This is a genomic window from Nodosilinea nodulosa PCC 7104, assembly GCF_000309385.1.
GTDB classification, from domain to species: domain Bacteria; phylum Cyanobacteriota; class Cyanobacteriia; order Phormidesmidales; family Phormidesmidaceae; genus Nodosilinea; species Nodosilinea nodulosa.
In genome coordinates, this window is the sequence record NZ_JH976537.1 from 5,252,473 (window position 1) to 5,276,143 (window position 23,671).

Below are 23,671 nucleotides of genomic sequence, written 5' to 3' on the forward strand. Positions count from 1 at the left end.
GGTTTTTCCTATTAAATGCCAGCCAGCCCTGGGGTATGGGGGAGACTGTAGTATCATTACGGGGCTTTTACCAATGACCATCAGTATTCCCCCGGAGTCAGCAAAAGCTTTATAAACGGAGACATCGCTGCTATGGGTCGTCGCCGCTACCCCCTGCAACCGCTAACTAAGCTATTTTTAGCCGCCCTGGGTTTAACGGCTATTATCTGGATTTTACGGGGTCTGTCAGTGTTGGCCTTCTTGCCGGGCCTGGTAATCTGGCTGCTGATTTTGCTGTGCTTTGGTTTGGGTATTGCCAGCAGCCTTCAGCGTATTCGCTAAGTTCTGGGTTAAGCATGTCTGGGTTGAGTCGGAGGGCCAAATAAACCCAGCTTAAGTTTCCGGGTTTTCTCCCTTCGGGAGACACTTCGTCAACGGCTCCGCTCAACCCTCTGCCCAGTAGCAGATCGGGCAGAGGGCGGAGTCGAAATGCGTTGTATATAGCTATGGCCAGTCTGGTTAAGACAGATCTCCTATGAACGCTCAAACGTTTGAACGTTACCAACGTGACTATGGCTATAGATACCTCAGACCTGCTTACTGAACGCTCAGTCACGGCGGCTCACAGCGGCTCAGTCACGGCGCTTGATCTTAAAGGAGTCGAACGAGGGCGGTGGGGGTGTGGTTAGGGGCGTTCCCCAGGAGCGAGTGGGGCCTCGATGGCGCAGGGCAGCGACATTCACCAGGGCTCCCACTGGCACCAGCAGGATTAACCCGTACAGCGTGCCTAGATTGAGACCAAGGGCGAGCAATAGCCCGTAGGCAATATTTTGGTGGATCAGCCAACTCAGCCCCCAATGGCGCAGCCCCAGCCCCACCAGCGCCAGCCCCAGGGCTATTCTTACCCCGGGCCACAGGGCCAGTCCGGGTACCCAGCGGCGGGGGGAAAGGCGATACATCAGGCCCAGGCCCAGACCCAGGCTGGCTAGGGCGATCGCCCATCGCCCCAGCCACCAGATTCTCTGCCCCAGGCCAGGGTGGGGTGAAGCCGTCGATTGCCCGACCAGGGTGAGCACCAGCTCTGCCAGACCCAGACCCAGCAGCGTTACCCCCCAGGGCAGGAGCCGAGTGCGCCAGCCGACCGGGCGGGAAGGGGCGCTGCCGTAGGCCTCGGCCACCAGCTGCACCAGTTTTTGACTGCCGACCACCAGGCAGACCCAGGCTGCCAGGCCGACGATCCCAAGCCCCCAACGGCCTAAAAAATTGGCGCTGGCGTCTGCCCCTGCGATCGCCAAGCTAGTTTGCAGCCCGTGGGCCAGGGCCAGGGCAGGCAGAGGTAGCCCCTGATTTTGCTCCAGGTGCAGCAGTACAAAGCTCAGCCCCAGCAGCCCCAGCAGCCAGAGAAAGGCAATGGTTGCTACCACCTCAGCCCAGCGCGATCGCGCCGCCTGTAGCCCCACCTCTCGCCAGAGCCGACCGCTGCCATACAGCGCTATTGTGCTGGCCCATACGCCAGGACTCAAGAAGGACAAAAACCGCTTTATCATGGCCCCTATCTTGCCATAGGCATGGGAGGTTGATGCAGGGTGAGGAGTAGATGGGCAGCTCAGAAGAGCCAGCGCTGCTCCGCAAACATTACAGAAGTTTTTCTAACCAGCACCTCAAGGGCAGAGGCTCAGGCCCGATAGACGGGAAGCGTGAAGTAAAACGAGCTGCCTTCGCTGGGGGTAGAGTCGACCCAAATTTGACCGTAGTGGGCGCGAATGATCCGCTGGCAGAGCGCCAGCCCCAGCCCGTACCCTTCCTGGGTGACATCTCGCTGAAGGCGATAGCTCTCTTCAAAAATTTTGTCGCGGTTCTCGGGGGGAATGCCGGGGCCAGTGTCGGTTACAGAGACCTGAACTTTCTGGGTGGTGCGGTGGAGGGCAACAATGGAGACTTGTCCTCCCTGGGGGGTGTATTTGATGGCATTGTCGAGCAGGTTGGTCACCACCCGTCTGACCTGACTGCCGTCGGCATAGACCGTGGGCAAATCCTGGGGAATTTCGGTCGTTAACCCCTGCTGCTTTTCGTGCAGTCGGTTTTGGAAGGCATCTACTACCTCAAGGCAGAGCGCCGATAGGTCGAGTTCCTGGGGCACAATCTGTAGCTCCATGGAGGCGCCTCGGGCCGCTTTGAGAATATCGGTAATCATGCGGTTGATAGCCCGCACCTGGGTTTTGGCATGCTTGAGCAGCTGGCCGGTCAGCTCCGGGGTGAGGGTGAGGGTGCGCGCCTGGTTGGGGGCATAGCCCAGCTCTAGGGTTTCGATGGCAATCGAGGCAGCGGTGAGCGGGTTGCGCAGATCGTGGGCCATCATGGCAATGATGCGGTCTTTGAAGCGCAGCTGGGCCTCAAGCTCTTCGCGGGTTTGGTTGAGCTGAAAGATTTCGTCAGAGAGCTTCATCAGCTCAGCCGAATAGTTGACAGGATTGTCTGGCTCGGTTGGCAGCCCGGCGGGTTGATCGGCGTCGGCATCGGCCAGGTTGAGGGCATCGAGGTGCTCTTGCTGCCACTTTGGCCACCACCGCTCCAGCTGATTGACGATGTCGCTGCCAGCCAGCATTTGCTGGGGGGCCGGAGAAATTTTGATCAGGGCGGGGCTAGCCACCAGCTTGTAATGCTCGGCCAGGTAAGGCTGCTCGCCAATATCGACCACGTCCAGGTTGAATTCAAAGTGGGCTTCTAGGGTTTTCAGATACCGTCTGATCTGGCGCATCTGCTGGGCCAGGCTGGGCCGCTTGTCAATAAATAGCAGCAGCTTGAGAGGCACTCGAACATCATCAAAGGAAGTGGAGGAACCCTCCATTACTATCTCCTAAAAGTCTGAAAACCAGGTTCTATCCATGATTTTACCCTGACTACCAGACTCTCTACAGCCCAATCTAAATGCTCCCCCGGTCGGGGGCGGGGCGAAGGAACAATCGCGACCAGTTGCAAAGCTGGCCCATGGGAGGATGCACTTTTGAGTCGCTGGCCTAAAACTGTACCTAGCGACAAATTAACGTGGAGCACAGCGCGATCGCCCGTGGGGCTAAGCGCAAAAACTGCAGCTCAGCATAGGTCAAAGCACACCAGAGTTAGGTCCTAACAAAGAGTTGTTACGGTTCACGATAAAACGGTGAATCGGGCCGCCGAGGTCTACTACATTGAAACTAGGGCGAAAACGCTGAAAGAACCGCAGGCTGGCCTCTTAGAGCGCTGAGTAGGCCTTCAGGCATAGCTGGTGCGCAGGCTTCTTCACGGTTGCATAGTTCGTCAAAAAATAAATAAGAGGGGGTAAATAGAATGGGTACCAAAATGTTTCAAACCACGCTATTTTCCGCCCTGGTAAAATCACTTTTGAGCCAGGGTGGGAATAGCGATCGCCATCCCCTATCGTACGTGTTAGCTGGTGCCGCCGCCGCCGCTGCCCTGGGTGCTGTAGCTCCGGCGCAGGCTCAAACTGCCCCTGCCCAAACCGCTACCGAATCCACGGCGATCGAGACCGCTGCCGCTGTGCCGTCGGCTTCGGGCCGCTATTTGTTCGGTCAAGTGCCCCAGCCTGACCAAATTGGCCAGGGCTACGTAGTGCTTGAGCGCAACGGCGATCGCGTCTATGGCGCCCTGTACTACCCGAGTTCATCCTTTGACTGCTTCTACGGTCAGGTGCAGGGCACCGATCTGGCCATGACGGTCATCGACAGCTACGAGCAGGAAGCTTATCCCTACAGTTTGGCCCTCGCCGATGCGCCCCCGGTGGCCACCAGCGAAACCACCGGAGATCTAGCGCCCTTTGGCCTCAGCGGCTTCTTTGCCATTCAAAACCTCAGCGCCAACGACCATCGCATGCTCAACGTCTGTCGGGCAGCCGTGGCTCCAGGGCAGTAGAGGGCCGCAAAAGTGAGCCAGTCGTTATCCAGTTGACGGTTAGACCAGAGGCGCTAGTCTATGCTTAAAGCTCTTCTACTACCGTTGCAGGTCGCGTGAACGCAGCAGAACAGGCCAACAGTATTGAATTTGCCAGCAAAATAGCTGCCGTGGTGGGCCTCTTCAAAGCAGAGCTGCCCGATTTGCGGGCCGACCTCAAGCCCTGGGCCAACGATCCCGACACTCGCGATCTGGTCGATCCAGACTCTATTGATGTGGGGTTTCATTTTCCGGGGGTGAGTCGGCTATTTCAATGCCGCAGTCTGCTGGTGCAAATTCGTCTGTACACCGATCCAGAAATCGGCGATGGCCACAGCTCCCTGTCGAGGGCAAAAACCCGAGTGATTGGGTTGGACTTAGCCGGGTTTGACCATCGAGGCAGGCGCTGGAGCCTTTCCACCATCGACAACTGGAGTTTTTCGGGTGAAGTCACCCCCGATCCCACCGCTCGAGAGCGGCTGCGTCGGTGCTGTCGCCAGGTGTTTGCCCTGTTTAATGCGCCCTCGCAGGTGGGCTAGTCGACTGCGGCACAAGTATGGGGACTATTGCCAATCGCGAGGGAGCAGGGGAGCGAGGGAGCCAAGCGAGCTGGAATGGTCGACATATTTCCGCCTTCGAGCATTAGGACGGTTGGCGGAGTCCCCGCCGCTCCTGTTTGAATACGGTCGGCAGTTTTGCGCCAAATCGGACTAAATTCTAGTTGTTTCTCCCAAATTTCTAAAGTTCGAATGCTATGCGCCTTTACAGATTGTCCTTTATGGAATCGGGGATTGGGCGGCTTGGATTTGGTATAGCCATAGGCACGTTGGTTAGGACATTCAGAAACCCTATGAACGTTCAAACGTTTGAACGTTCACTAGGAGACAGGCCTTAATCAGACTGCCTACAGCTATATCAGATCTCTGTGGCCGCAAAATCGGGGCCGCTGAAAACAGGCGCGGTTCAAGCTGCGATCGCTGCTACCAGCTTGTCTTCAGACCCTCAAACCGGATTGTGTCTTGCAGCGCTGCCATCGAACCGCTGGGGATCACCTCCATGGGGTCGCTGATGGGGGTATTGGGCGACATCAGCCAGCCTGCCGTTACCCCAGCCGCCGCCCCGGTCTGCCACTCGCTGTAGTGAATGCGGGTAGTGGCATTGGCGATATGGCTAGCGGCGATGGCTTTGCCGCCGATCAAAAGATTGTCGACCCCTTGGGGGATCAGGCTCTCTAGAGGAATTTGCAGCGGCCTGACGCGGGACTCCTGGGCGGGGGCTGCGATCGCCTCTCCAGAGGGCTTCCAGTTGCGGTAGCGGCAGCCGTGAATATCAATGGCGTAGTGGGTTAGGCCCACAGCGGTAGGGCTAAAGTTGCGCGACTGGGGAAAGTTATAGCGCAAGTCGTTTTCGCGAATCATAAACTCCTCCTGCCCGTAGGCGGCCCGGCCCACAATCCGCCGACCTTCGCGAATGTAGGGCACCATACTCAGCCCCGACAGGGTGCCCAGGGGGCTTTCACTGCCGTAGAGATAGGCCAGGGGATAGTTGGGAGTTACCTGGGTCTCCAGCAGCCAGCGGGCAAACATCAGGGCGTTCTCTTCCCCAAACTTGAGGGCCGACTGCGACAGGCCCCCCATCCAGTTTTGGTACTGCCCCAGGGCCTCTAGCTCCGACGCCTTAAGCACCAGAGGCGGATTCATCCAGTTCCAGTCGTTGCCCCGGTTCCAGTTGATCATGGCGATATCGCCGGGGGCCGGGGCGCCGATATAGGGGTTGGTGCGGGTGTGGCTAACGATGCGCCGATAGTGAAAAATACTTTTGCCCGCAAAAAATGGAAAGCCCTCCAGGTCGAAGTTGGACTGGTGTTCTTGCAGGTTGTAGGTGGGCTGGAGCCGCGACAGGGCCGCTAGACTGTCGCCGCTGTCGTTGTGAATGGCGAGGGCAAAGGGGTAGGTAAAGGCCTGGGTGCAGTCGGGGTTATCAAAGGCGGCGGCATCGGGCTCGCCACTGGTGTCCTTAGACTCAGACCCCAGGTGGTAGGGCACCTTGGCCCAGGCCACCAGTTCGCCAGTGTCGGTGGCGTCAATGACGATCATCCGCTGGCCGGGGGGAGCTTGCAGCTTGACGGGCACCCGGTCAAAGTCGGCGGTGGGCGACCAGCTGTACCAGTCGGCCAGTTCCACAGACAGCCGCCCCTTGGGCCTGTAGTTGGGGTCTTTGGGAATGCGCCTCACTCCGTATACGGCGGTGATTCGGCGTCCCGTGGCGTCAAATTCGGCCCCCTTGAAGGCTGTCATCGTGGCCCAGCGGCTGGCCGGGGCGCTGGGGTGGGCTTCGGTTAAAAGCTGCTCGGCGGCCTTGGCCCCGGCCTGGGGCGGAAAGCACAGGGTACCGACCCAGCAGCTGTTGATATCGGCCACCGATCGCGATTGACCGCCGGGGCTCCAGGCGGGTAGATCGACGCTCTGCTGCTTGATCAGCTGGCGAAACCGCTGCCAGCTGGGGGATAGATTTTGGGCCTGGCGCATTCTCAGCGATTCATCGAGGGCCGACACCCCCTGGACGCTGACCTGCCCCCCCAGCCAGGGGGCGACTTCAATCAGGCAGGTGGTGGCGCCGGTAGCCATGGCGTGGGCGGCGGCGGCCACGCCCCCCAGGGACCCCCCAACCACGACCACCTGGCACTGCCAGACCTCCTGAAAGCTGGGCAGTGGGTCAACCTGGGGCCGGCCGTTAAAGACCAGGGGCAGGGGCAGGGAGTGCAGTCCGAGGGCGGGCGCAATCTCGCCGCCCGCCCCGGGCGCAGGCGCAGGGGACCAGCGCGATGCGCTCAGCCCCGCGATCGCCCCTATGCCAAACATGACAACGACCAGTGCCGATAGATTTCGCCATCGAAGCCGCCGCCGAATCTGCCTGCGATCGCCCTTCACGCCCTCTGCCCCGGTAAATACTGCCAAGGTTTTAGCACACCTTCCCCGGGCCGATCGCACTTTGGCATGCTCCGTTACAGGCCACGCCGGGTCAGTGTGAACCTGGTAAAGTAGCCACAGATTTGCTAAAGCCTGGCCCTATGACCCCTGATCTGCCCCTAGCTTCGACCCCCTCTGGCTCCCACTCTGCGCCCTCCTCCAGCCAGGCAGAAGGGGCCGCCGAACCCCTGTCCCTGCTGCCGGTCGAGGCGGTGCAAAAGTACCTGAATCGCTCGCGGGCCTCGGTGTACCGCTACGCCAACACCGATCCCGAGGTGCTCAACCCCCCCCTACGACCAGAGCAAGCTCAACCCAGAGCTGCGCCGCGACAAGGACGATCCCCTGGAGTTTCGCCCCCAGGAGGTTCGCCGGTTTGCGGAAGAAGTGCTGGGCCTCCACCCCACGATTCAGGTGCAGCCCCCCGAAGAGACCATCACCCAGGGGCTGATGCGGCAAATCCTGAGCGAGCTGCGGGCCATTCGCGAGCTGCTAGAGCAGCAGCAGCGCTAGAGAAAGTTGAGAGGCGATGTAAGGGGTTGCTGGTGCCTTGCCCAGGACCGAGGGGCCGTGAACTTTTGTATAAAGCCTGGGTCAGGGCGCGCAGGCTTGAGGGGCTTATTCTTATTGGTCCTTTGCGCTGACATGCCTGGGTTGGCCAACTCCCCGCACCCCCGGCCCAGAGTAATATCCGTAATTTCTGGAAGTCGTCGGGAATGCTAGATTCAGGATTGGTTTAAACCAGTAGGCCTTAAATCTGGCCTCAGGTTAAGCCCTAGGGGTGATCAATGTCATGGATTGATTGCTATAACCTTGCGTATGGTTTTAATGGAACCGTTTTCCACCTCAATGTCGTCGATAATTTCGTCCATGGCGAGTACACGACGGCGGTGGCCTCAGTAGGGGCTACCCCTGAAGGTTGGATATGTGGGATTGCCTGGGCTTTCGCGGTTTTGCCCCGACCTCAGGCAGCTATCCCTTGTTGATTTCTGTTACTGCATGTATGGATTCTGCCAGTCAGCCTGAGACCCCTGGGGGGGAACCCCCTAGTCCTTCATCGAATATGCTGGGCGTGTTAATTGCGGTATTGACCCTAACGCTGCCGCTGTTTATGGTCGCCCACTTCTCGTCAGCTACAGAAAATCTTGAAAGGCCGTCTGTCCTCATGATGCCCACCTCGACGGGTCGCTAGGCGCCTACAGCCTTGACTCCCAAGCTCGCTCAGCGCCCGATCTCGGGCCTGGGCCACCGCCTAAAGTTTTGGGGCCGTGGCCCTAACCTTGCGGAAAATGGGCTGCTGCCCCGTAGAATACTATGTCGGAAGGGAGGTTTCTAAGGCCCGGCGGTTTATCGTGGGCGTTAGGTCTTGCCTTCCTCTCGGCAATGCTAATTTATTATCCCTTGGAGTATCGTTGTGGACCTATCCCGTATTCCAGCCCAGCCTGAGCCTGGACTGCTGAACGTGCTGGTCGAAATTACTGGCGGCAGCAAAAATAAGTATGAATTTGACAAGGATTTAAACGCCTTTATTCTTGACCGGGTGCTGTTTTCGTCGGTGAAATATCCCTACGACTATGGTTTTGTGCCCAACACCCTGGCCGACGATGGCGATCCCCTGGACGGCATGGTGCTGATGGATGAGCCCACCTTTCCGGGATGCGTGATTGCGGCGCGGCCCATCGGCATGCTGGAGATGATTGACGGCGGCGATCGCGACGAGAAAATTCTCTGCGTGCCCGCCGAAGATCCCCGCTACGCCAGCGTTAAATCGCTGGACGATGTCGCCCCCCATCGGCTGGATGAGATCGCCGAATTTTTCCGCTCCTACAAAAATTTGGAGAAGAAGGTGACCGAAATTTTGGGCTGGCAGAACGTCGATAAAGTAGCGGCCCTGGTAGAGCAGTGCGTAGCCGCCGCCAAATAACACGATTTGCTCGTATCAAGTTCTGTTGATTAACAAAAGGGCGCTGCCTAGGATTCTAGGCAGCGCCCTTTTAGTCGTTAAGAAACCCGTTTGACGGCCTGACCCCACAGTTTAGATCTGCGGAGATAGGCCCTTCGAACTTAGTAGAGTTCTTCTTCTTGGTGGGTGATGATGGTGCAGTCAGAGGTGGGGTAGGCAACGCAGGTCAGCACGTACCCAGCGCCAATCTGGTCATCATCCAGGAAAGACTGATCGGATTGATCAACGGTACCAGCGGTGATCTTACCGGCGCAGGTGGAGCAGGCCCCAGCCCGGCAGGAGTAGGGCAGATCTAGGCCCTGCTCTTCAGCGGCATCAAGAATATAGGTATCGTCGTCAACGTCGATGGTTTGGTTGAGACCTTCGGCCTCGTTCATCAACGTAACCTTGAAGGTTGCCATGGTGCTATCCTCTCGTCAAATACAGATTCTACGTCGATCTATAAATCACAGAACAGCCTTGGGATAAGGTTTCCAGGATTTGCTCTGAGCAGATCTAACACAATCTTGATACTACGGGAAAACCTGAAGACTGTCTTGCCTTTTTGGGGCTTGGCTGAACGGGATTCGTAATCAAACCGATTGGTAATGGATTGGTTTGCTTATGGGTTTCAGGATCCTAAACGCTAGACGGTGGCGATACCGACGGCGGATGTGCAGCAATTTGACCAGAAAAACACCCCAAAAAAGGGGCAGGCTAACGGGCAGCCCGCCCCTACGACGAAATAGGAGAGCTGGTCTACACCGGTTGGGTATATTTGACACCCCGGTAGGTCAGATCGACTTCGTGATGACGGTTGTTTTGACGGTGGACATGGCGCCAAGTGGCCGGAGCGCCTCGGTAGGTGCCGACGATATCTACACCATCGTTCTGCCCCTGGGGCAGCTGCACCTCGTACTGGGCACCGCGATAGGACAATTTCATGGCAAAAAGCTCCCTGCTCAGGGTATGAATACTCAGGCAACGCTACCCTCAGCTCGGTTGCGCAAAAAAGAGCAAACCCACCGATAAACTGTAGCTGTTTTTACAGTTTAATAAACGGAAACCTGCATTTCAAGCTCGGCGATCGCCCTTGACAGAATTTTTAGGGTTCGCTCCCCGGCTGGGGCGCTGCTAAAGTTGAGGCATAAATGGGGTCGGGTCAAACGGCTGTTCGACCATAGGAGAGGCGCCTAATGTTTAGTTCATACTTCCCAGCAGCCTGAGCAGGGTCAGCCCCTGGGGATAGAGCGGGGCTTAAACAGGCTGTTTTGGATTTCTGGTCGCTAGCTGGGGCTAGGCGTGTCATCAATTCTGGCTAAAATCCTGATTCCACCAGCCTTGTCACGCCCGACCCCAAAAACAGGCTAGGGGCTGTAACCGTTGATTTTTGGCCCATCAGCAACTAATTGATGACAGCCCCTAGGACTTGCGGCTGTTTTCGGCCTGCTGGAGGTTGAACTCGGCCTGGGTGAGCAGGGCGGCCACCTGGCAGGCGGCATCGGGAGAGAGGGAGGGCTGGCTTTCGGCTAAAAAGTCAAGGTAGCCGTTGAAGGTGCGCATGATGATTTGCTTGTTTTGCAGCATGGGTTGATCTCCTCAAAAATCCTGGGCTTGCAGACAGCCTCTGCCCCATGATAAGCGTCTGCCCCACGGGCAAAGCCGCCCAAGCCTGGCCGCTAATGTCGTTATACTAAACAATCGTTTTCCGTTTTTTGGGGCCGTTTACCAGGCTGTTTGCTGAGAAAGGTGGGGCTGTTTCCATGGCCGATTTAGTTTTGTTTTGGCACCGGCGCGACCTGCGCCTGGGCGACAACGTGGGGCTGGCGGCGGCGCGCGATCGCACCCCCCAGGTAGTTGGCCTGTTCTGCCTCGACCCCGGCATTCTCCAGGGCGATGCCGTTGCCCCGGCGCGGGTGGCCTACATGGTCGGCTGTCTGGCGGCGTTGGGCGATCGCTACGCCAAGGCAGGCGGGCAGCTGCTCATTCTCCAGGGCGATCCCCGCCAAAAAATTCCCGCGCTGGCCCAGGCCGTAGGGGCCGACGCCATCTACTGGAACCGCGATGTGGAGCCCTACTCGCGCCAGCGCGATACCGACGTGGCGGCGGCGCTGAAGGATGCTGGCATCGAGTTTCACACCAAATTTTGGGATCAGCTGCTCCATGCCCCAGGGGAGGTGCGCACCGGGGCGGGGGACCCCTACACCGTCTACACTCCCTTCTGGCGCAACTGGATTAAGCACGACAAAGCTGAGCCATTGCCCCTGCCGGAAGGGCTAAAATCCCTCAGCGCCAGGCAGCTAGAGGCGGCTAAAAAAGCAGGCTGTATCGATCTACCCAGCGCCGCCGATCTGGGATTTACCTGGGAAAACGGCTTCCCGATTGAACCGGGGGAGCAGGCGGCCCTGGAGCGACTGACTGACTTCTGCGAGGACGACCGCGCCATTGCCACCTACGACGAGCAGCGCAATTTTCCCTTTGTGGACGGCACCTCGCGCCTCAGTGCGGCGCTCAAGTTTGGCGCCGTGGGCATTCGCACCCTGTGGGCTGCTGCCGATGCCGCCTACGGGCGCTGCCGCAGCGACGAGACCCGCGACAACGTGCAAACCTGGCAGCAGGAGCTGGCCTGGCGCGAGTTTTACCAGCACGTGATGTACTTTTTCCCGGGGCTGGCCGACGGCCCCTACCGATCGCCCCTGAAAGACTTTCCCTGGGTCAACAACGAAGACCAGTTTGCCGCCTGGTGCGAGGGGCGCACCGGCTACCCGATTGTGGATGCGGCCATGCGCCAGCTCAACGAAACCGGCTGGATGCACAACCGCTGCCGCATGATTGTGGCCAGCTTTTTGACCAAAGACCTGATTATTAACTGGCAGTGGGGTGAGAAATACTTCATGCAGCGCCTGGTCGATGGCGATCTGTCGGCCAACAACGGCGGCTGGCAGTGGAGCGCCTCCAGCGGCATGGACCCAAAGCCCCTGCGGATTTTTAACCCCGCCAGCCAGGCCCAGAAGTACGACGGCGAGGCCGAATACATTCGCCAGTGGGTGCCCGAACTGCGGTCGGTGGATACCGGGCCGCTGGTGACGGGCAAAATTTCGCCGGGCGATCGCGGCGACTACCCGGCCCCAATTGTCGATCACAAAACCCAGCAGGCGTTGTTTAAAGATAAGTACAAAGCCCAGAAAGGCTAGGGCGCGACGCTACCGCCGCCGCCTTGGCCGCACAATGCTAAACAGCAGCCAAAGGCCAAAGAAGCTGGCCGCCGCGAACAAAATAATGCTCAAGATCTGCCCCTGGGACGACTGCCGCCCGGTGGCCACGATCGCCGCCCCAATGATCAGCGCCGCCACCACAACACTAAAGGCCTGGCGATTCGAGGCCTCATCCATGCTGCGGCGCAGATCGTCTAGCCCCTGAATGCTGAGGCTAAACTTGAGCTGCTCTGAACTGAGGCGATCGAGCAAAAAGCCAAACTGGCGCGGCGAGCTGAGCGACAGGTTGCGAAACTCCAGCCCTGTGCGCAGCAGCGCCTGGAGCGGATCGTCCCCCACCAGCTGCTGGCGGAACAGATCGGCCATCAGCGGGCGCACCTCGTCGATTAAATTCACGCCGGGGTTAAACTGCCGGGCGGCCCCCTCCAGATTGGCCAGCGATTTGGTAAACAATCCCACATTGGCGGGCCAGCGCAGGTTGTTGCGAATGCCTGCCGACAAAATTTCGCCAAAAATTTCGGCGGTGTTGATCTGCTCCAGGCTGAGGCCGTAGTAGCGCCCCAGCAGGCGAGTGTAGTCGCTCTCTAGCCGGGCCAGATTGACGGGCTGGAGGGGTTCGGCCAGCTGGAGGGTGAGCTGGGTGCAGCGCTGGGCATCGCAGTTGACAATCGCCAACACCATCTCGGTCATGGTGTTGCGAGTGCGCGGGTCCATGTGGCCCATCATGCCGCAGTCGAGCAGGGCCACTCGGCCATCTTCTAGGTAAAAAATATTGCCGGGGTGGGGATCGGCATGGAAAAAGCCATCGACAAAGTACTGCTTGAAGAACGCCCGAAATAGCAGCGTGGTAGCCGCCGCCCGCGGACCAGCCTGGCCGCTGTGGGCATCTTCGGGGGCCAGGTCGGCTTTGAGTAACGGCTTACCCTCCAGCCACTCCATGGTCATAATTTTGGAGTTGGTCAAATCCCAGTAAATTTCCGGGACGATCAGCTGCTTGGCGTCGTACCAGGTGCTTTTAGAGAGGTTGCGGCGCAGCTGGTCGGTGTAGCTTGCTTCGGTGGTGAAGTCGAGTTCGGCGTTGAGGGCATCGGCAAATTCCTCGGCCAGATCGACGACGTTGTAGCGCTGGCCAAACTGGGTGGCCGACACCAGCCGCGCAATGTCACGAATCAGCGTCATGTCGCGCTCGACCTGGCGCTCAATGCCCGGACGCTGCACCTTGAGCGCGACCTGTCGACCATCCTTGAGCACCGCCCTGTGGGTTTGGGCAATGGAACCCGCCGCGATCGCCAGATAGTCCAACCGCTCAAACAGCTCCTCCGGCGGGTGAGCCAAGTGCTGGCGAATATGGGCTTCGATCTCACCACGGTCTACGGCGGGCACCGTAGTTTGCAGGCTGCTGAGCTCTTCGATATAGGCCGGGGGCATGAGATCGGGGCGGGTGCTCAATAGCTGGCCCAGCTTGACGTACACCGGCCCCAGATCGGTCAGAATATTGCGCAGCACCGCCGGGGGCGGCAGTTCGGGTTCGTCGGCCCTGCCCCCCACCAGGAGCCGCCGCATATAGTCCCAGCCGTGGCTCAGCACGACTTCAACGATTTCCCTCTGTCGGGCCAAACGAGACGATGAAACCATTGGACGCCGGAGTACAGACTGCTCGATGCTAACGCAATCACGTTAAGGCTTTATTTCCGTCGTTGGGCCAGGCTGCCCTGAACCAAGTGACTATTGATGAACCAGCGGTGGGGCTTTCTTCACCCAGTGCTATTATGCTTGGGCGCGATTGGTTCTGGTGGGGATCAGCCACCAGAGGTAACGGGGAAAGTGCAGTGTAAGGCTGCCGCTGTCCCGCAGCTGTAAGGCGATGTTGGCGTTCAGCCCATGGATGCACCGAACGCTAACATCGCCAAGCCAGAATGCCCGCCGATCGCAATGTTGCTCTTTCTTCGTCTGCGAGGTACGGATGAATTATCGTTTTACGGCCCTGGGTTCCATCCAGGCTAAGCTGCTGTCGAATTCTGTGGGGCGCGGTGTTGCTTGGGCGATCGCCCAAGCGGGCCGGTCGTTGAGCCTTGCGGCGCTGCTGCTACTGCTGCTGCCGCTGCCCAGTTTTGCCCACCACCTGACGGGGGGTAAGCTGCCCACCACCTCTGCCGAGGGCTTTATGTCGGGCCTGGGCCACCCCATTATCGGGCTCGATCACCTGGCCTTTGTGGTGGCCATGGGCCTGCTGGCCGCGATCAGCACCTGGGGGATTGCCATTCCCATCGCCTTTGTGCTGGCGACCATGGCCGGGGCCGGGCTGCACCTGGCCAGCATTACCCTACCGGCGGCAGAGCTGGTGATTGCCGGGTCGGTACTGGGGGCCGGGGTGCTGCTGACCCTGAGCCAGCGCCCTCAAAGCTGGGTAATGGCCGGATTGGCCGCCCTGGCTGGCCTGTTCCACGGGTTTGCCTACGGGGAGTCTATTTTTGGCGCTCAGCCTATGCCGTTGGTGGCCTACCTGGTGGGCTTTACGACGGTGCAGATGGCCATTGCCCTGGCGGCCTTTCTGGTGGGTCGGCAGATTACGCAGCGATCGCCCGCGCGCTTCGGGCAGCGGGCAGGCCTGGTGATCTGCGGCATTGGCGCCGCCTTTTTGGCCACCACGCTGCTCAATACCCTACTGCCGGTTTAGCTGTCGGTCTAGTTGACCCATGGCCAATCAGGGCTTCACCTTGACCCCTCTGTGGCGTGGTTCAAGGTGCGCCCGGTTTTACCCCAGCTGATTCAGGCTGCTATGGTTCCCTAGGCACCAGCCTGTCCAGGGGCGCTGGCAGCGTTTGCAGCATCTCTAGAAACGCATAGACGGCGGGGCTGTGCAGGCGGCCTTCCAGCAGGGCCGCCGCCAGCGAACGGCTGAGGGGCTGGGGCAGCGGGCAGGTAATTATCCCCTTTGGCAGTGGAATTGCGGCCAGGTGGGGCAAAATCGTCATGCCCAGCCCCTGGACCACCATGCTGAGAATAGCGGAGTCTTCGTTGAGTTCGTAGGCCACCGCCAGCTGGACGGGCAGCTGGGCCAGGTACTCGCGCAGCAGAGCGTAGCTGTTGTCCTGAGGCACGGGCAAAATCAGCGGATAGCGCTGAAACTGCTCCCAGCTCGGAGCTTCTACATTGACCTGGGCACCGGGGGGGAAAAAAGCCAGGTAGCGATCGGCAAACAGGTCGTAAATCTCCAGCCCCGAGGTTTTGTAGAGGTCGATTAAGCCGATATCGGCCACCCCCTCCTTTAGCATGGCCTGAACCGTGCCGTGGTTAACGCAGTGGGTGATGGTCACCGCAATGTTGGGATGCCGTTCTTTAAACGCCGCAATTCCCTGGGGCAGCCAGTGGGTGGCCAGACTGCGAATGGCGGCCACCCGCACCAGGCCTGTCTCTAGTCCCCGCGATCGCTCGGCAATCTGGCCCAGCTGCTCCAGGTTTTGCAAAATCTGCCGGGCGTTGTCGAGCATCTCCTGGCCGACGGCGGTGAGCATGGCCCCTCTGCGCCCCCGCGAAAACAGCACGACGCCCAGCTCCTCCTCCAGGGCCGCAATGGCGTAGCTAATGGCCGATTGGGTCATGTCTAGATCGAGGGCGGCCTTGCCAAAGCTGCCGCTGTCGGCCACCGCCACCAGGGCCCGCAGCTGAAATAGCTTTATGCGCGATACATCAATGGCACTCATGGGTTGACATTATCACTGTGCTTTGAACCCAGCCGCTGCAATGCCTACAGTTAGCTCAATGAAGGGGATTTGGCCCAGCGCTCAACCCCCGCCGCGATCGCAAACTATCCTCAGCAACCCTAGGCGTGACCATGCAAATCGGACTTCCTAAAGAAATCAAAGATCAAGAGTTTCGAGTTGGCCTTACCCCCGCTGCCGTGCACAGTCTTTGCCAGCAGGGACACCAGGTGGTGGTTGAAAACGGCGCTGGGGCCGGCTCGGGCTTTGCCGACCAGGACTATGTGCAGGCCGGGGCCAGTCTGGTGTCTGACCCGGCCCTGGCCTGGGCGCAGACCATGGTGGTCAAGGTAAAAGAGCCGCAGCCGTCGGAATACCGCTTCTTTCGGCAAGATTTGATTCTGTTCACCTACCTGCACCTGGCGGCTGAGCCCCAGTTGACTGAGGCGCTGATGGCCAGCGGGGTGAATGCGATCGCCTACGAAACCGTCACCACCGCCGACGGTCGCCTGCCCCTGCTCACCCCCATGAGCATCATCGCTGGCCGCCTGTCGGTGCAGTTTGGCGCGCGCTACCTCGAAAAGCAGCAGGGCGGTCGCGGCGTACTGCTGGGCGGCATCCCTGGCGTGCCCGCCGGTACGGTGGTAATTCTGGGCGGCGGCGTGGTCGGCACCGAGGCGGCTAAAATGGCCGTTGGCCTGGGCGCTAAAGTTAAAATTCTCGACATCAGCGTCGATCGCCTGGCCTACCTAGAAACCCTGTTTGGCTCTCGGGTAGAGCTGCTCTACAGCACCCCCGCCCAGGTCGCAGCCGCCGTGCTCGACGCCGACCTGCTGATTGGTGCGGTGCTGGTGCCCGGCCGCAAGGCCCCCACCCTGGTGAACAGAGCCCTGGTCGCCAGCATGAAGCCCGGTTCCGTCATCGTTGACGTGGCTGTAGATCAGGGCGGCTGCATTGAAACCCTGCGGCCCACCTCCCACAGCCAGCCCACCTACGTCGAGTCGGGGGTGGTTCACTTCGGCGTGCCCAACATGCCGGGCGCTACCCCCTGGACCGCCACCCAGGCCCTCAACAACGCCACCCTGCCCTACGTGACCAAACTGGCCCGAGACGGCATCGATGCCCTGGTGACCGACCCCTCGCTCCGGCAGGGCCTGAATGTGGCCAGGGGTGAACTGGTGCATCCTGCGGTGCGGGACGCCTTCCCAGACCTGGCCGATCGCAGGGCTGGGCAGTTGGCAACCGTTTAGGCGGCTCAAAGCTCTGCCTGAACCATGAACTGGGGGTGTGGCCACAGACCACACCCCTGATTTTTTGCGCGCTACCCACGCCAATTAGGCCCACGGCTATGGGACAATCCCAGACCTAGCTCCGCAGGGTTACCCCAAACTGCTTCTCCAGGGTGGCGCGCACCTTTTGATGCACCGGGTCGACGGTGTCGTCAGTCAGGGTCTGGTCGGGGGAGCGGTAGATTAGGCGGAAGGCCAGGCTGCGCTGCCCCTGGGGCACAGTCTCGCCCCGGTACTCGTCGAACAGCGCCACCGACTCCAGCAGTTTGCCCCCGGCTTTGGTGATAGTAGTGGTCAGATCCGCCACAGATACCTCCAGGGGAGCATAGAAGGCCAGGTCGCGATCGCTGGCTGGGAAGGTCGAGTAGGCGGCAAACTTCACCGACTTTTGCAGCACCGGCACCAGGCAGGTCTCCAGGGCCGACCAGTTGAGCTGAAACACGTACACCTCGGCGGGCAGCTGGCGCTGCTGCCGCAGCTGGGGATGGAGCTGGCCGAACCGCCCCAGTTCTAGCCGCCCCCGCACCCACAGCGACGCCGTGCGGCCGGGGTGAAAGCGGGGGTCGGTGCTGTCGGCGCGGTAGTCTACCGCCAGGCCCAACCGATTAAACACGCTGTCCAATATGCCCTTGGCCTCGTACCAGGTCAGAGGCTGCTCCTGGCCGCTGGTCACCCACTGGCTCGATCGCCCGTCGCCGCCCACAATGCCGCCCACGGCTATGGCCTCGTGGATGTCGTCGTCGTCCTGCCAGAAAATGTGGCCGATCTCAAAGCCGTTGAGGGGACCATTGCCCTGGTTGAGATTGAAGGCGTAGGCGTCGATCAGGCCGTCGATCAAATCCTGGCGCAGGGCCGAATATTCGGGGAAGAGGGGGTTGGCCAGGGTGACCTGGCGATCGCTGATCGGCCTGGTCAGTGAGTAGTGCAGCAGCTCCGTTAGCCCCGCCGCCCGAAAGGATTCCCGCAGTCGTCGGTGCAGCGCTGCCTCCACCGACAGATAGCCCCCCACCGCCTTCTGGGGCAGGGTGTCGGCAAAGTGGTTGTAGCCGTAGAGGCGGGCCACTTCTTCGATCAGATCGACTTCGCGCTCCAGGTCGCGGTAGCGGTAGGGGGGCACCGTCACCGCCCATACCCCTTCCTCGCCGCCGGGGGCAACCTGACACCCCAGGGTTTCGAGCAGCGCCTGAATGGTTTCGGGGGGCAGCTGCTGGGGCGTATCGCCCAGGTTGGTGACCTTGCCCAGCAGCTGAGCTACCCGGCTCAGCCGCAGGGCAATCACCCGTTCGGGAATGGCGGCGCCGAGGGGGGTGGTGCCAGTGGTTTGGGCCACCACCCTGGCTCCGGCCAGCTCTTGCAGCAGCTGGAGGGCGCGATCGCAGGCCAGCCGCAGCTCAGCCGGGTTCACCCCGCGCTCGTAGCGGGCCGAGGCCTCGGTGCGCAACCCCTGACTGCGGGCCGATTTGCGAATCGCCGCCGCGTCAAAGAAGGCCGCCTCCAGCAGCACCGCCACCGTGCCCTCGTGAACTTCGGTGGCCTCGCCCCCCATCACCCCGGCCAGGGCCACGGGCTGATCGCTGGCGGTAATCAGCAGCGTCTCGGGCTGGAGCTGGCGCGTCTGGCTATCGAGGGTGACCAGGGTTTCCCCCGACCGGGCATAGCGCACGCCCAGGCTCAGTTCGCCCGCGGCCAGCAGGCGATCGCGATCGAAGGCGTGCAGCGGCTGACCCCACTCCAGCAGCACGTAGTTGGTGATATCCACCACATTATTAATAGGGCGCGTGCCCGCCGCCACCAGCCGCTGCTGCAACCACTGGGGCGAAGGACCGAGGGCAACATTCTCCAGCACCGTACCGATGTAGACGGGGCAGGCTTTCTCGTCGGTGAGCGTGATTTTGGGGGCCGATTTGCTCTGCGGCACTGCGATCGCCTCGGCCGTGGGCAGGTGCAGCGCCGCCCCCGTAATCGCCGCCACCTCGCGAGCAATGCCAACCATGCTGAGGGCATCGGCCCGATTCGCCGTAGAGGTGACATCCAAAATCACGTCGTCGAGACCCAGCAGGGGGCGCACATCCTGCCCCGGCTCCAGCGCCTCGGCCTCAAAAACATGAATACCGTCCGAATCCTTAGCCAGACCCAGCTCCGCCAGCGAGCAGATCATCCCGGCGGAGGGCACCCCCCGCAGCTTGCGCGGCTTGATGGTGAGATCGACGACGGGCAGATACGTATCCACAGTGGCTACCGCCACGTAGATGTCGGCCCGCACATTGGCGGCTCCGCACACTATAGTTGACCTATCGGCCTGGCCAATATCAACCACGCAGACGCTGAGCTTGTCGGCATCGGGGTGCGGGGTGCGCTCTACCACTCGACCCACCACCACGCCATCGGCCCAGGTGCGCCGATCCTCAATGTCTTCCACCTCAAAGCCCGCCATGGTTAGGGCATCGGCTAGCTCGGCTGGAGACAGCTGGACGTTGACGTATTCGTTAAGCCAGTTTAAAGATATGCGCATGGTGGGCTGGTTGGACTGCTAAAAGAAGCTAAAACGCTGTGGTTTATTGCCCAAACATTCTACCCTGCGGGCATTGCATCTACCCAAGGTCGTGCCTCTGCCCAGTTATCCCTCTGGCGCATAATAGGGCATGGGGATCAGGGGTTCATCGACTTTTCACATTTCACTGAGATTTTGGGCCGAAGTATATATCCCCGTGGGTGAATGCTATAACCCCTCTCGGAAAGAGGGAATAATTGGGGTAATGTGGCATTACCGCTGGGGGCGGCCCGCACAACTCCCGTATCGTCGGCATTGTGGCTCCCCTCCGCACTGCCCCGCTGCTGGTTAACTCACCCCCAGGCGTAGCCCTCGGGCCTCGTCTAGACATCCACCACCCTGGGCCGCATGAGCTACTGCATCAGTCCCGATTGTTCAAAGCCTAAAAACCCCCCCACCGTCAGCCATTGCCAAAATTGCGGGGCAGAACTGCTGCTGCGGGGTCGGTACCGGATGATTCGCGCCCTGGGGCGGGGTGGCTTTGGGGCGACATTTCTGGCCCGCGATGAGCTGCTGCCGGGCAAGCCCCCCTGCGTGATCAAACAGCTGCGGCCTTCCGCCGAGGCTCCCCACATCCTCGATATGGCCCGCGACCTGTTTAAGCGGGAAGCCAAAATTCTTGGCATGATCGGCAACCATCCCCAGCTGCCCCGCCTGCTCGACTACTTTGAAAGCGAGCATGAGTTTTTTTTGGTGCAGGAATACATCAACGGCCTCACCCTACAGCAGGAGGTCAAACGGGGCGGTCCCTTTACCGAAGCAGGGGTAAAGCAGTTCTTAAGCGAAATTTTGTCGATGGTGCAGTACGTGCACGACAACCACGTCATTCACCGCGACATTAAACCTGCAAACATCATTCGCCGCGATCAGGACAAAAAGCTCGTCCTGATTGACTTTGGCGCCGTCAAAGATAAGGTCAACCCCACCCTGGCGGCCAACTCCGATCAGACAGCCCTTACCGCCTACGCCATTGGCACCCCCGGCTACGCCCCGCCCGAGCAAATGGCCATGCGCCCGGTGTATGCCAGCGATATTTACGCCCTCGGGGTGACCTGCATCTATCTGCTGTCCGGTAAAGCCCCCAAAGATCTCAACTATGACCCCAACACGGGGGAACTGCTGTGGCGAGAGCAGGTGCACATCAGCGATCACTTCGCCGGGGTGCTAGAAAAAATGCTGGAGATCTCGGTGAAGCACCGCTACCAGACGGTGGAGGCGATCCATCGCGATCTGGACCTGGAGCCCTACATGGAGAGTCTGGCCCAAAACATGGCCTTCCCCTCCGCGTCGGGGCCGAGCACCACCGGCTTTACCAGCAGCGCTGGGCCAATCAGCAATTCCTCAAGCCAGCCGAGGATCAGCAACTCCGGCGGTTCCCCCTCCTCTCGCATGGCGGCGGCCATTCGGGCCCGGCGGGAGCGATCGCACTCGGATGCCAAGAGCCCTCCCCTGGTGCCGAGCCGCAGCGGGTCGCCCTCCCCGCGCCCCAAGATGGCCCCTGCCACCGTGCTCTCATCGGACGACGTCAAGCAAAAGTACACCAAGGGTCGGCGCGATTTTTCGCTGCAAACCTTCAAAGACCTAGACCTCCAGCGCACCCTGCTGGCGGAGGTCAACTTCAACCAATCAAAACTGCCCAGCGCCAACTTCCAGGGCGCTGATCTGAGCAATGCCAACTTTGGTCGCGCCAACCTCAGCCGGGCCACCCTGCGCAACGCCAAGCTGGTCAAGGCCTACTTCCACTATGCCAATCTGGAGGGGGCCGACCTGCGGGGCGCTAACCTGGCCCACGCCTGCCTTTCCAACGCGAACCTGCGGGGCGCCAACCTCTGTGGAGCCGACCTGACTGGGGCGCTAATCTCAGACGATCAGTTAGCCACCGCCCGCACTAACTGGTCAACGGTGATGCCCAACGGTCGCCGGGGCGTACTTTAAAGCCCTAGGGCAGAGCGGCGGCCTTGGTCTGCGCTGCCCCTGCGCCGGAACCACCATCAATGGTTTCTGTCGCTGACCCCAGGTAGGGCGCGTTGCGCAGGGCCACCAGGGCTTCTTTGAGAATTACCGCAGCGGGGACGGCGACAATCACCCCCAGCAGCCCCCCCACCCTGGCTCCCGATAAAATGGCAATAAAGACCCAAAAGGGGTTTAGCCCGGTAACGCTGCCCAGCACCCGAGGGGCAATGCCGTTTTCGACCAGCTGCTGCACGATCAGGGCGGAGATCAGCATGGGGATGGCAATTTTGATGTCCCGCAGGGCCACCAGCAGGGTGACGATAATCACCCCCACGGTGCCGCCAAAGGGCACCAGGGCCAGCAGCCCCACGGTAAGGCCAAACAGGGAGCCAAAGGGCACGTTAAGCAGCCCGAAAATAATGGTCAGGGCGGTGCCAAAACAGCTGGCGACAATAAACTGGCCCAAAAAGTAGTTGCGAAAGCTCTGGCGCAGGGTTTCTGAGAAGGGCTGCTGGAGGCGGGTGGGCAACAGGCCTATCACCCCCTGCCACACCTCTTCGCCGTGCTGAAGCAGGTAGAAGGTGAGCACCACGGTGAGCACCACGTCGAGCAGCTTGTTGGCGGTAAACACGGCCACGTTGATGGTGAGGTTGAGGGCTTCCCCGGCGATCGACTGAATCTCGCGCTTGAGGCGATCGCTGGTCTGGGTAATCAGCCCGTCGAGGTTAATCGGCCAGCCCCATTCGGCTAGTTTGCCGTCAAGCACCATCAGCTGGGTTTTGCCCGAGTCAAACCAGTCGGGCAGGCGCACCACCAGCTGCTGGCCCTGGTCGATGACAAAGGGCAGCACAATAATCGCCAGCCCCGAAAACCCCACCAGGGCCAGCACCAGCACTAGGGTGGCCGCATAACCGCGCTTGAGGCCCAGGGTTTCGAGCCGACCCATGGGATAGCTGAGCAAAAACGCCAGCAGGCCAGCGATCAGCACTGTGACTAAAATTGAGCGAAAGTAGCCAAAGATAACGGATATGGCCCACACGTTGAGCACCACCAGGGGCGTGGCCAACAGTACCAGGACCGATTGGGCCATGGGGCTAAGTTGTTCCCACCAGCGGGCTAGCCAGCTTTTTGGGGTGGGTTGATCGCCCTGTGCTACACCGTACTCCATAGATTTGATTGGGTTGGCTAAAGGGGTCGGGGTGTGGCCATTGCGGCCATCTACAGCCTACGGCAAAGCAGCGGGTTTCAAACTGGAGCGATCGCCCTTTTTTGTCGCGGGCATAAAGGTTCTCCTCAACCGCTAGGCGCCCCAGGGGGTAATATGTAAACAATTTAAAACAAACCCTAGCCCGACCTCGCCATTAGCGTCTACCGCTGGCCCCTATATCAGACCTAGAACCGTCTAGCCCAACCTCGTAACGCCACTCTCCCTATGCTTGCCTCTCACCCCAGCTCCACGCCAGGCATTACCTTTAAGCATGTCCATCCCCAAAAAGTGCTGGTGCTGGGTGACAGCCTGGTGTACGGCTTTGGTGACCCCGAGGGCGGCGGCTGGGTCGAGCGCCTGCGCCGCCTGACCATGGCCCCAGGCCGAGAGGGGGCTGTTTTCTATAACCTGGGGGTGCGGGGCGACGGGGTGGGTCAGGTGCACCAGCGCCTCGACCAGGAGTTTCGCTACCGGGGTGAATTGCGCAATCGCCTGCCCGACCTGATTGTGCTGTCGGTGGGCATTAACGACTCGGCCCGAGTGGGCAGCTCCCTGGGCCGCAACCGCACCGACTTCGACGATTTTCAAGCTCAAATAGAAGCGCTGCTGACCCAGGCGCGGCAGCTGTGTCCGGTGCTATTTGTGGGCATGACCCCCGTAAACGAGCAGGCCATGCCTTTTTCTGAAGTGCTGTACTACAGCCACAGCGACCAGTGGCGCTACCGCGAGGCCACCCGCCTGGCCTGTACCAGCCACAATATTCCCTACCTCGATGTGCTGAATCTCTGGTTGGGGCGAGGCGAAGCCTGGTGGTCGCCGCTGATTTCTGCCGACGGCCTGCACCCCAATGTGGCCGGGTATCGGGCCCTGCTGCACGACATCTTGGGCTGGGATGCTTTTCAAACCGCCGTCGATCTCCCCTCCGTCCAACTTTAGGTTAG

The 23,671-nt window shown here is 60.3% G+C and carries 21 protein-coding genes and 1 riboswitch; of the genes, 11 read left to right on the forward strand and 10 right to left on the reverse strand.

Annotation, left to right across the window (positions count from 1 at the left end):
* Positions 1 to 132 precede the first annotated feature (132 nt).
* A complete protein-coding gene (locus LEPTO7104_RS0124345; protein WP_017301202.1) occupies positions 133 to 321 on the forward strand; it encodes a hypothetical protein in 189 nt (62 codons plus the stop codon).
* 290 nt (positions 322 to 611) lie between these two features.
* Here LEPTO7104_RS0124345 and LEPTO7104_RS0124350 read toward each other — a convergent pair whose 3' ends face one another.
* Positions 612 to 1,526, reverse strand: coding sequence for a YihY/virulence factor BrkB family protein (locus LEPTO7104_RS0124350; protein ID WP_155523758.1), 915 nt, complete (start codon positions 1,524 to 1,526; stop codon positions 612 to 614).
* 128 nt (positions 1,527 to 1,654) lie between these two features.
* Positions 1,655 to 2,827, reverse strand: a complete 1,173-nt coding sequence (locus LEPTO7104_RS0124355) for a histidine kinase (RefSeq protein WP_017301204.1) — start codon at positions 2,825 to 2,827, stop codon at positions 1,655 to 1,657.
* Between the two features lie 491 nt (positions 2,828 to 3,318).
* Here LEPTO7104_RS0124355 and LEPTO7104_RS37325 point away from each other — a divergent pair, with 491 nt between their 5' ends.
* On the forward strand, positions 3,319 to 3,888 hold the full coding sequence (locus LEPTO7104_RS37325) for a hypothetical protein (RefSeq protein ID WP_155523759.1): 570 nt from the start codon (positions 3,319 to 3,321) through the stop codon (positions 3,886 to 3,888).
* A gap of 95 nt (positions 3,889 to 3,983) precedes the next feature.
* Positions 3,984 to 4,445, forward strand: coding sequence for a hypothetical protein (locus LEPTO7104_RS0124365; protein ID WP_017301206.1), 462 nt, complete (start codon positions 3,984 to 3,986; stop codon positions 4,443 to 4,445).
* A 441-nt stretch (positions 4,446 to 4,886) separates the two neighbouring features.
* Here LEPTO7104_RS0124365 and LEPTO7104_RS0124370 read toward each other — a convergent pair whose 3' ends face one another.
* On the reverse strand, positions 4,887 to 6,863 hold the full coding sequence (locus LEPTO7104_RS0124370; RefSeq protein ID WP_225887033.1) for an FAD-dependent oxidoreductase: 1,977 nt from the start codon (positions 6,861 to 6,863) through the stop codon (positions 4,887 to 4,889).
* A gap of 396 nt (positions 6,864 to 7,259) precedes the next feature.
* On the opposite strand from LEPTO7104_RS0124370, the gene LEPTO7104_RS43320 reads away from it, so the two are divergent.
* From LEPTO7104_RS43320 to LEPTO7104_RS0124385, 3 genes are all read left to right on the forward strand, one after another.
* Positions 7,260 to 7,385: a hypothetical protein gene (locus LEPTO7104_RS43320; protein WP_017301209.1), complete on the forward strand. Its 126-nt coding sequence runs from the start codon at positions 7,260 to 7,262 to the stop codon at positions 7,383 to 7,385.
* A 490-nt stretch (positions 7,386 to 7,875) separates the two neighbouring features.
* On the forward strand, positions 7,876 to 8,064 hold the full coding sequence (locus tag LEPTO7104_RS44025) for a TLTLP motif-containing protein (RefSeq protein WP_479724826.1): 189 nt from the start codon (positions 7,876 to 7,878) through the stop codon (positions 8,062 to 8,064).
* A 222-nt stretch (positions 8,065 to 8,286) separates the two neighbouring features.
* Positions 8,287 to 8,796: an inorganic diphosphatase gene (locus LEPTO7104_RS0124385; protein ID WP_017301210.1), complete on the forward strand. Its 510-nt coding sequence runs from the start codon at positions 8,287 to 8,289 to the stop codon at positions 8,794 to 8,796.
* Between the two features lie 140 nt (positions 8,797 to 8,936).
* On the opposite strand, the gene LEPTO7104_RS0124390 is transcribed toward LEPTO7104_RS0124385, so the two are convergent.
* The 3 genes from LEPTO7104_RS0124390 to LEPTO7104_RS40380 all read right to left on the reverse strand — a co-directional run bounded on the left by LEPTO7104_RS0124390 (position 8,937) and on the right by LEPTO7104_RS40380 (position 10,401).
* Complete coding sequence (locus tag LEPTO7104_RS0124390; protein WP_017301211.1) at positions 8,937 to 9,236, reverse strand: ferredoxin; 300 nt, start codon at positions 9,234 to 9,236, stop codon at positions 8,937 to 8,939.
* Between the two features lie 337 nt (positions 9,237 to 9,573).
* Positions 9,574 to 9,759 (reverse strand): DUF4278 domain-containing protein, encoded by a 186-nt coding sequence (locus tag LEPTO7104_RS0124395; protein ID WP_017301212.1) that lies wholly within the window; start codon positions 9,757 to 9,759, stop codon positions 9,574 to 9,576.
* Positions 9,760 to 10,236: 477 nt separating this feature from the next.
* Positions 10,237 to 10,401 (reverse strand): hypothetical protein, encoded by a 165-nt coding sequence (locus tag LEPTO7104_RS40380; protein WP_017301213.1) that lies wholly within the window; start codon positions 10,399 to 10,401, stop codon positions 10,237 to 10,239.
* Between the two features lie 176 nt (positions 10,402 to 10,577).
* Here LEPTO7104_RS40380 and LEPTO7104_RS0124405 point away from each other — a divergent pair, with 176 nt between their 5' ends.
* Positions 10,578 to 12,008, forward strand: a complete 1,431-nt coding sequence (locus LEPTO7104_RS0124405) for an FAD-binding domain-containing protein (protein WP_017301214.1) — start codon at positions 10,578 to 10,580, stop codon at positions 12,006 to 12,008.
* A 9-nt stretch (positions 12,009 to 12,017) separates the two neighbouring features.
* Here the strand turns inward: LEPTO7104_RS0124405 and LEPTO7104_RS0124410 are convergent, their stop codons facing one another.
* Entirely contained in the window at positions 12,018 to 13,664 is a 1,647-nt protein-coding gene (locus LEPTO7104_RS0124410; RefSeq protein WP_026073045.1) for an ABC1 kinase family protein, read from the reverse strand.
* A gap of 132 nt (positions 13,665 to 13,796) precedes the next feature.
* Positions 13,797 to 13,971: riboswitch (cobalamin riboswitch) on the forward strand.
* A 21-nt stretch (positions 13,972 to 13,992) separates the two neighbouring features.
* On the opposite strand from LEPTO7104_RS0124410, the gene LEPTO7104_RS0124415 reads away from it, so the two are divergent.
* Positions 13,993 to 14,706 (forward strand): HupE/UreJ family protein, encoded by a 714-nt coding sequence (locus LEPTO7104_RS0124415; RefSeq protein WP_017301216.1) that lies wholly within the window; start codon positions 13,993 to 13,995, stop codon positions 14,704 to 14,706.
* A 100-nt stretch (positions 14,707 to 14,806) separates the two neighbouring features.
* On the opposite strand, the gene LEPTO7104_RS0124420 is transcribed toward LEPTO7104_RS0124415, so the two are convergent.
* Entirely contained in the window at positions 14,807 to 15,733 is a 927-nt protein-coding gene (locus LEPTO7104_RS0124420) for a LysR family transcriptional regulator (RefSeq protein WP_017301217.1), read from the reverse strand.
* Positions 15,734 to 15,864: 131 nt separating this feature from the next.
* Here LEPTO7104_RS0124420 and ald point away from each other — a divergent pair, with 131 nt between their 5' ends.
* Entirely contained in the window at positions 15,865 to 16,980 is a 1,116-nt protein-coding gene (ald, locus tag LEPTO7104_RS0124425; protein ID WP_017301218.1) for an alanine dehydrogenase, read from the forward strand.
* Between the two features lie 115 nt (positions 16,981 to 17,095).
* Here ald and pheT read toward each other — a convergent pair whose 3' ends face one another.
* The gene (gene pheT / locus LEPTO7104_RS0124430; RefSeq protein ID WP_017301219.1) at positions 17,096 to 19,531 is read right to left on the reverse strand and encodes a phenylalanine--tRNA ligase subunit beta; all 2,436 of its coding nucleotides are present in this window, start codon (positions 19,529 to 19,531) and stop codon (positions 17,096 to 17,098) included.
* Positions 19,532 to 19,918: 387 nt separating this feature from the next.
* Between pheT and LEPTO7104_RS0124435 the strand changes: the two genes are divergently transcribed.
* Positions 19,919 to 21,505 carry a serine/threonine-protein kinase gene (locus LEPTO7104_RS0124435; RefSeq protein WP_017301220.1) on the forward strand — a complete coding sequence of 529 codons (1,587 nt, stop codon included), beginning with the start codon at positions 19,919 to 19,921 and terminating at the stop codon, positions 21,503 to 21,505.
* A 4-nt stretch (positions 21,506 to 21,509) separates the two neighbouring features.
* Here the strand turns inward: LEPTO7104_RS0124435 and LEPTO7104_RS0124440 are convergent, their stop codons facing one another.
* Positions 21,510 to 22,613: an AI-2E family transporter gene (locus LEPTO7104_RS0124440; RefSeq protein ID WP_225887034.1), complete on the reverse strand. Its 1,104-nt coding sequence runs from the start codon at positions 22,611 to 22,613 to the stop codon at positions 21,510 to 21,512.
* Between the two features lie 342 nt (positions 22,614 to 22,955).
* On the opposite strand from LEPTO7104_RS0124440, the gene LEPTO7104_RS35160 reads away from it, so the two are divergent.
* Positions 22,956 to 23,666 carry a GDSL-type esterase/lipase family protein gene (locus tag LEPTO7104_RS35160; protein ID WP_017301222.1) on the forward strand — a complete coding sequence of 237 codons (711 nt, stop codon included), beginning with the start codon at positions 22,956 to 22,958 and terminating at the stop codon, positions 23,664 to 23,666.
* Positions 23,667 to 23,671: the final 5 nt, after the last annotated feature.

Bases quoted from the DNA above. Each gene is read 5' to 3' on its own strand.
- LEPTO7104_RS0124390 (WP_017301211.1), bottom strand. From the start codon at position 9,236: ATGGCAACCTTCAAGGTTACGTTGATGAACGAGGCCGAAGGTCTCAAC.
- LEPTO7104_RS0124435 (WP_017301220.1), top strand. From the start codon at position 19,919: ATGAGCTACTGCATCAGTCCCGATTGTTCAAAGCCTAAAAACCCCCCC.
- ald (WP_017301218.1), top strand. From the start codon at position 15,865: ATGCAAATCGGACTTCCTAAAGAAATCAAAGATCAAGAGTTTCGAGTT.
- LEPTO7104_RS44025 (WP_479724826.1), top strand. From the start codon at position 7,876: ATGGATTCTGCCAGTCAGCCTGAGACCCCTGGGGGGGAACCCCCTAGT.
- pheT (WP_017301219.1), bottom strand. From the start codon at position 19,531: ATGCGCATATCTTTAAACTGGCTTAACGAATACGTCAACGTCCAGCTG.
- LEPTO7104_RS0124350 (WP_155523758.1), bottom strand. From the start codon at position 1,526: ATGATAAAGCGGTTTTTGTCCTTCTTGAGTCCTGGCGTATGGGCCAGC.
- LEPTO7104_RS0124345 (WP_017301202.1), top strand. From the start codon at position 133: ATGGGTCGTCGCCGCTACCCCCTGCAACCGCTAACTAAGCTATTTTTA.
- LEPTO7104_RS0124410 (WP_026073045.1), bottom strand. From the start codon at position 13,664: ATGGTTTCATCGTCTCGTTTGGCCCGACAGAGGGAAATCGTTGAAGTC.
- LEPTO7104_RS0124440 (WP_225887034.1), bottom strand. From the start codon at position 22,613: ATGGCCCAATCGGTCCTGGTACTGTTGGCCACGCCCCTGGTGGTGCTC.
- LEPTO7104_RS0124420 (WP_017301217.1), bottom strand. From the start codon at position 15,733: ATGAGTGCCATTGATGTATCGCGCATAAAGCTATTTCAGCTGCGGGCC.
- LEPTO7104_RS40380 (WP_017301213.1), bottom strand. From the start codon at position 10,401: ATGCTGCAAAACAAGCAAATCATCATGCGCACCTTCAACGGCTACCTT.
- LEPTO7104_RS0124395 (WP_017301212.1), bottom strand. From the start codon at position 9,759: ATGAAATTGTCCTATCGCGGTGCCCAGTACGAGGTGCAGCTGCCCCAG.
- LEPTO7104_RS35160 (WP_017301222.1), top strand. From the start codon at position 22,956: ATGCTTGCCTCTCACCCCAGCTCCACGCCAGGCATTACCTTTAAGCAT.
- LEPTO7104_RS0124405 (WP_017301214.1), top strand. From the start codon at position 10,578: ATGGCCGATTTAGTTTTGTTTTGGCACCGGCGCGACCTGCGCCTGGGC.
- LEPTO7104_RS0124415 (WP_017301216.1), top strand. From the start codon at position 13,993: ATGAATTATCGTTTTACGGCCCTGGGTTCCATCCAGGCTAAGCTGCTG.
- LEPTO7104_RS37325 (WP_155523759.1), top strand. From the start codon at position 3,319: ATGTTTCAAACCACGCTATTTTCCGCCCTGGTAAAATCACTTTTGAGC.
- LEPTO7104_RS0124355 (WP_017301204.1), bottom strand. From the start codon at position 2,827: ATGGAGGGTTCCTCCACTTCCTTTGATGATGTTCGAGTGCCTCTCAAG.